Raw genomic sequence first — 879 nt, 5'->3', positions numbered from 1 at the left:
AATGAGGGACGGACGTTCGCCACAATCCTCTCCACGATGGATGAATTGGGGTATGATGTCGAATGGCAGGTGCTTAACAGTAAGGACTTCCAAGTCCCGCAAAACAGAGAGCGGGTCTTTATTATCGGACATTCTAGAAGATACCGTTCCAGATTCTTATTTCCTCTCAGAGGAGAAAACAGCCCAGCTCATCTTGAAAGGCTAGGAAATATCAATCCCTCTAAACGTGGTTTGAATGGTGAAGTCTATCTGACGAATGGACTTGCTCCTACACTAACAAGAGGTAAAGGAGAGGGAGCAAAAATCGCCATTCCAGTCTTAACACCAGATAGACTAGAAAAACGCCAACATGGTCGTCGATTTAAGGACAATCAAGACCCTATGTTTACTTTGACCAGTCAAGACAAACACGGGGTTGTTGTCGCAGGAAATCTGCCGATTAGCTTTGACCAGACCGGTAGAGTATTTGACATTTCTGGTTTGTCACCGACCTTGACCACCATGCAGGGTGGAGATAAGGTGCCAAAAATTTTGCTGAGGGAGGAGCTGCCATTTCTGAAAATCAAGGAAGCCACAAAAACAGGTTACGCAAAGGCAACTCTTGGAGATTCTGTCAATCTGGCTTATCCAGACTCAACCAAACGTAGGGGACGAGTGGGAAAGGGAATATCCAATACCTTGACAACTTCAGACAATATGGGAGTGGTGGTTGCTGCTCTGGAATATCGACAGGATAAGTGGTATGAAGTCACAGGCATTGTCTTAGAGGGGAAACTTTATCGCCTGAGAATAAGACGACTGACACCAAGAGAGTGTTTCAGACTTCAAGGTTTTCCTGACTGGGCTTTTGAAAGAGCAGAGGGTGTTTCTAGTAAGAGC

General features: G+C 45.5%; 1 protein-coding gene. It reads left to right on the top strand.

Features of this window, described 5'->3' with window-relative positions; genetic code table 11:
* A partial coding sequence (locus ACHUFA_RS10960; RefSeq protein WP_394406103.1) for a DNA cytosine methyltransferase occupies window positions 1-879 on the top strand: 879 nt, incomplete at both ends.

The sequence above is a fragment of the Streptococcus hepaticus genome (assembly GCF_043656315.1).
In the GTDB taxonomy this organism is placed as follows: Bacteria; Bacillota; Bacilli; order Lactobacillales; family Streptococcaceae; genus Streptococcus; species Streptococcus hepaticus.
Note: the sequence above shows the minus strand (reverse complement) of the source record. Positions and strands in the feature narration are given on the sequence as shown.